The 5,757-nt window shown below is 38.0% G+C and carries 5 protein-coding genes; 2 read left to right on the plus strand and 3 right to left on the minus strand.

The window, feature by feature from the left end:
* Positions 1-197: transposase (locus BLR65_RS28380; RefSeq protein WP_176772830.1), on the minus strand; the 197-nt coding region annotated here is incomplete at its 3' end.
* A gap of 457 nt (positions 198-654) precedes the next feature.
* Positions 655-1,434 (minus strand): EFR1 family ferrodoxin, encoded by a 780-nt coding sequence (locus tag BLR65_RS28385; RefSeq protein WP_093798145.1) that lies wholly within the window; start codon positions 1,432-1,434, stop codon positions 655-657.
* Between the two features lie 346 nt (positions 1,435-1,780).
* On the opposite strand from BLR65_RS28385, the gene BLR65_RS28390 reads away from it, so the two are divergent.
* Together BLR65_RS28390 and BLR65_RS31235 are read left to right on the plus strand one after the other, a co-directional pair.
* Complete coding sequence (locus BLR65_RS28390; protein WP_093798147.1) at positions 1,781-3,001, plus strand: acyltransferase family protein; 1,221 nt, start codon at positions 1,781-1,783, stop codon at positions 2,999-3,001.
* 123 nt (positions 3,002-3,124) lie between these two features.
* On the plus strand, positions 3,125-3,292 hold the full coding sequence (locus tag BLR65_RS31235; RefSeq protein ID WP_245693105.1) for a transposase: 168 nt from the start codon (positions 3,125-3,127) through the stop codon (positions 3,290-3,292).
* Positions 3,293-4,182: 890 nt separating this feature from the next.
* Here BLR65_RS31235 and BLR65_RS28405 read toward each other — a convergent pair.
* A partial coding sequence (locus tag BLR65_RS28405) for an L-cysteine desulfidase family protein (RefSeq protein ID WP_218130681.1) occupies positions 4,183-5,757 on the minus strand: 1,575 nt, incomplete at its 5' end.

Raw genomic sequence — 5,757 nt, forward strand, 5'->3', positions numbered from 1 at the left:
TCAATATCGCTAGAATAATTGCCTGATCCGCGAGTCGGAACATCGCCGTTATTTTCTCTGGCGATTTTAAGCCATTTTGTTAATGTGCTATATCCTATTCCTAAATTTGATGCACAACCCTTAACGCCAAGATCTGAATGGTCGTAATAATAACGGACGGCATCTTCTTTGAATTGTTGAGTCTGTTGCTTTGCCATTGTATGTTCCCCCTATATCATTTATTGTAATCCTTCTGGGGAACACCCTCAATTCAATTTGTTCTATTTATATTCTAGCACCATAGCATTCCTAAATTTTCGCTAAGAGCAACTGAGAGAATGGGAGAAGGACTTGTACCCAATTTCCTTCTTCTGGGTAATCAAAAATTTTGCCGTAGATTAGTTTAAAGGCTCAACCTGCAGATATCAACTGCTTGTTGAGCCTTTTTACCGCGCAAAACTTCCGATTGAACCCTTTATGAATCGTCCCAGTGAGTCATTAGGTATCCCCTGTTGAAATTATATATTTTAACAAGGGTTTATACTATTTTGGAAGAATAAGTTAAATGGAGAGGCGGTACTAATGCTAAGTGTTGGGATTTTGATGGATGTAACAGAGTAGAGTTATTAAATAGCCCTTTCTTCACAGCGATTTTGTGATTTATATTTATTCTTTTTATGAATTAGTCATTTTACAGAAGAGTTCTTGTATTTTTACATCTGGGTGATGATAGCGTTCTTTATTGGTGGAGTCTTGATTGTATTCAATAGCTTCCTTTGGACACCAATGTATGCAAGATAAGCAGTATTCACAGTGATGTTGCCAATACGGTCGGTCATGGAGAATGCTAATGTTATTTGCGGGGCATATTTTCATGCAAATTCCACAGCCATTACAGGTTGATTTCGTCCAAAAATTTGCGTCCATATTGTTGGGGCTAAAAGACTGATAGATAGCCTCCTCGGCAGGATAATTAGCAATATTATCAATCTTGATATTTATCTTGTTGTGAATCGCTGTGGCAACGGTAATCGTTTCCTGTGGCTGACTATTAATTCTATCAATAAAATCTTGTTTGGGATGTGGATAATACATAAACCACATGTTACCTGGCATAGGTATGCCAAATGTTGCCGACAAACTTCCGCCTTTGCTGTTCAATATACTATTTAATTGTTGGAAGGAAATAGCGGCAGAACCGCCGTAGTTAGCGACGGCGAAATAATAAACACTATTATAAACAGGCATGTTTTCAACAAACTGACTAACCATGTGCGGTAATCCTCGAAAGTAGACAGGAAAAACAAAGCCAATTTTATCCGAACCTGTATCTTCAAAGCTGTTGTTATCTTTGCAGATTCTTACGATTTTAGTGTATTCCAAATATTTTTTTAAGTCTTTTGCTATTTTTAATGAATTACCCGTACCGGTAAAATAATAAATGGTTGTACTCACATTAGTCACTCCCTTAATTTTTATTGTAATGTAATAATAGACAATATAATTAAGAATAACAAGTAGATACTTAAAAGTATCATAGTATGCATTTATATACTATTGAGCTATATTGCCTTTTACAGACACCGTGAATGGCTGGTGCAATAAAAACAGGAGGTGTTCTACTTAACGGAAAATGATTAAATCTACAACTTGGAAGAAGCGAGGGGACACAAAATCTACTTCGCAACAACACTGATTTTATGCTTCTGGAGGGGGACCGGGGCTTGGCACAACAGAAGCAAAGTGTGCGGCCCGGTGCTTCTTCTAGCAGGTAGTATTACAATATAAGGTTGTGGGAAATATGGGGAAATATATTAACGGAGAGCGGTGCTATTATATTGATTGGTTGAGGATAATAGGAGTGATGTGCGTATTCTTTTTTCATAATACTAGATTCTTTGACCTTATGGATTGGGAATTGAAAAATAAAGAGACTTTTTTAGAACCTACAGTCTTTGTTATGTTCGTTAACTTCTGGATAATGCCACTGTTTTTTATGTTGGCAGGTGTAGGAACTAATTTTGCATTAAAAGTCAAAACGACCAAGCAGTACATTCGGGACAGATATTGGAGATTTGTTATTCCTTATATATTTGGAATATTTATTCTTATACCGCCGCAGAGATATGTGGAGTGTTTGAGCAAAGATAAGTTTTCCGGAACATTTTTAAACTTTTTACCTTGGTATCCAGAACATAAGTTGTTTATCGGAAATTTTGGCTTTAGTCCGGTTTGGTTTGGAGAACCAGGGACTCATTTATGGTTTTTGGCTTTTTTATTTATTTTTTCGGTAATTGCTTTGCCTATCATACGTTATCTGAGAAGCGAAAGCGGCGTGAAACTTATGAAACTTCTTAGGACTGCGACTGCTTGTGAAAAAATAGGAGGCATATATCTTTTTGTGGTACCGCTTGCCTGCACTAAAATATTATTACAGCCTATTTATCCGAAATATTCATCATGGGCAGATTTTACATTTTGGTTCTTAATTTTTATTTTTGGTTACATATTATTTTGTGATAAGAAGTTTATTGAAAGTGCTGAACGACATAAATACATTTCATTAGGAATTGGTATACTATTTCTAGTAATATTGTTAGTGCTCTTCACCTCTTTTTTGGATTATTTGAAAAGCTGGTGGGATCATCCTGACTATTCATTAGGTTGCATATTTTTTCATGTAATGTGGGCTATTACAACATGGTCGTGGCTGATGTTTTTCTTGGGAGCAGGTAAAACGTTCCTGGACTTTCGAACTACATGGTTAAGTAGAATTAACGAAGCGGTGATGCCGTTTTATATGCTACATCAGACGATTATTTTGCTGATAGGTTTTCAGATCATACAATGGAACATTAATGCATGGTTCAAATATATCGCGATCAGTTCCTCATCATTTATTGTTATCATTGCAATCTATTATTTTATTATAATGAGGTTTAATTGGTTACGTATATTATTTGGAATGAAACCTCTTGGAAGTAGTGTTATTTCACAAAGCTATGTAAAGGGAATAAACTGAGCTATTGATTGACGCAACTAAAGAAAAAACATAGGGACAGGGATGTTGTTTCGAAAAAACATAGGGACAGGGATGTTGTTTCTATGTAAGAAAATTGATATAATTTCCTCAGAGGTGAAGAAAGTGCAAGAAGGTCAAGAGAAAAGCGGTAGTGGAATATATCATATCATATTTGAAGATGATGAAGATCGGTTGAAATTAATCGAAGACCTTGCGAAATATAAAGAAATCAACCAATGCCGGATTTTTGCTTATTGCTTAATGGATAATCATGTACACTTTTTGTTGTAAGAACCCAAGAGCCTATTAGTATGATGATACAACGAGTCAGTTCAAGCTACGTTATTTGGTATAATCGTAAGTATGAACGATGTGGTCATTCATTTCTAAAGATGCAAAACAGCCGTTTATGCAGTGTGAGCAAGAGGATACGATTAATACAGGCATAGTTAACATAATCAAAGAAGGTGCTTGTATGAGGTGGAACATTAAACCGATAACGCCACAATGCGGAATTTGCAAGAAACTATATTCACCTCGTGATGAAGATGGTTCTGGCTTATGTCCAAAATGCAGACCCCTTTCAGTTAGATACACCAAAACTGAAAGGGGTTGTATAATTATGCAACAAAAAATTATGATTACCGAATTAAATAAGCCATCGACTAGAGCATTGAAAGCCTTTAATCAAAAGAAACATTATCCCTGTCCCCATGTTTCTTTCGTCCCTGTCCCCATGTTTCGTCAATCCTTTTAAAATGAAATATATTGCATCCTTGAAATTCATTTTAGCAGTATCTTTTGTAAAATATGTGCTTTTGGTACGGTTGGTAAGCATAAAAAGGGAATCGTTAATTTGCTCTCTGGCTATCTCAAGAGAAGTCATAAATTTTTTTAACATCATTATATCACCCAACAATGAGAGGATATACCCTGAAAAGGGTATATCCTCTCATTGTTGGGATACCTCTAAAAAGTCAAGTGTTTTTATTGTTTCTCTAAACTTTTTCTGTTTTTTTACCATTTACCTTTTTGTTACAGTTAAGCTTTATGACATTGGCCTGACGTCCCCTGGCGTCCCCCTCACTCCATAAAAAATTAAGTGCATAAGTTCTTTCGAACTTACACACTTAATTTTACACTGCCTGTCCCTACTCACAGCCTATTATGCCGATGAGACTCTATTGCTTCAATTTGTTCTTTAAAATCTCCACAATAGTCTTTTCGGTTCCTGTCATTCCAGGAGCAGCGATCAATCCCATATTCCTCATGGTCTCTTCCGGGGTTTTTCCGTTTATTCCGTGCACGTCAAAAATATAGGCTCCTTTCATGGCAAAGTCTACAGACGCATACGCCGCATCCACCGCCGCAATTCCTTTCATCGTACATCCCTGATTGCCTCCATCGCAAATCATTCCAGTAATGCTGCTTGCCATATTATTCAATGTATGTGCCATCATTTCTACTGTGCCTCCCCGTAGATAGATGAGAGCGCATGCCATACCGGAGCCTGCGGCAATCGCGCATCCGCAAAATGCAGATAACCTTCCAGAGTATTCTTTGATGTACATGCAGATTAAATAACTCAAAGCCGTTGCACGGAGTAGCTGCGCTTCTGTATATCCGTTCACTTTATATGCCGCATACAAGGGCATTGTCGCAATAATTCCATGGGCGCCGGAACCTGTAATACTCATGGCGGGCTTATCCAGACCAATAACGCGCGCCTCGATTGCTGCGTTGCACAATAAGGATGCGGTAGCCTTCTCGTTTTCGGATATTTCTTTTCCGCCGTTGATTTCCAGTAGATGACGTGCAAATGTGGTTCTAGGGTTTTTCAGCCCCTCATGGAATAGCTCCAGATTTACTTTATAAGCATCTCTTATAAAACTGATTTCTTCAATGTCCACAGTTGTGATATACTCGTATAACTGCTGAAGCGTATACTTATGTATAAGCGATGCATCTTCCGCTGTTTTCTCTGCTTCACTCGTATCTGCCTTTTTTTCATCTTCCGTTTTCAATATAACCTTACCGTTTACAGTTATCTTTGTAATATTGGTATGGGAATCACGGATTGTCACTACTGCAGCATCCCTCTCGGTCATAACGGTAGCTTCAATAAAAATACAGCTTGTAATTCCACTGAGTACTACCGAAACTTTTCCTGCATCCACCAGTTTATGAGCGGCTTCATTGTCAGCCTCCGTCACATCTGCCAATGCTTCCAGCCCTTTCTCTGCATTTCCGGCAACGCCTCCTAATGCCGCCGAAAATACGTTGCCGACTTCTTTGCTGTTTGGTATCCCACATGTAAACGCATTTTTATACATCCCACTGTTCATCGCTACATTTATTTTTACGATTTCTCCATTGGTATAACAGCGCGCCTTTGCGACTGCAAATGCTATTGCGCCAGGTTCCGTTACCCCAAGGGCCGGTTTCATATCGCTCTTAATCAGCTGTGATAGTTCATGCATAACATAGTCCTCCCTTTTTATAAGTGTACTCTCTCGGAAACCCGAGATATTATATGGATCAAGGCATTTAGCCTTGGTCTTTTTGCAGTTTTCCTCCAAAATAGACGTGTCGAAAATTTGGGACTTGACTTTTTTGAAACGCCCCCATAATCGCGATGAAGACATCTTTTTGTCTACCTTCGCTGATGGTGGTGATTTTTTTGTTGAAAACGACCCGTTCTCATCGACAATTTCAGGACTTTCTAAAAGAGCAGTTGCAAATCCACTACTTAAAAC

Source organism: Sporomusa acidovorans (assembly GCF_900101845.1).
Classification (GTDB): Bacteria; Bacillota; Negativicutes; order Sporomusales; family Sporomusaceae; genus Sporomusa; species Sporomusa acidovorans.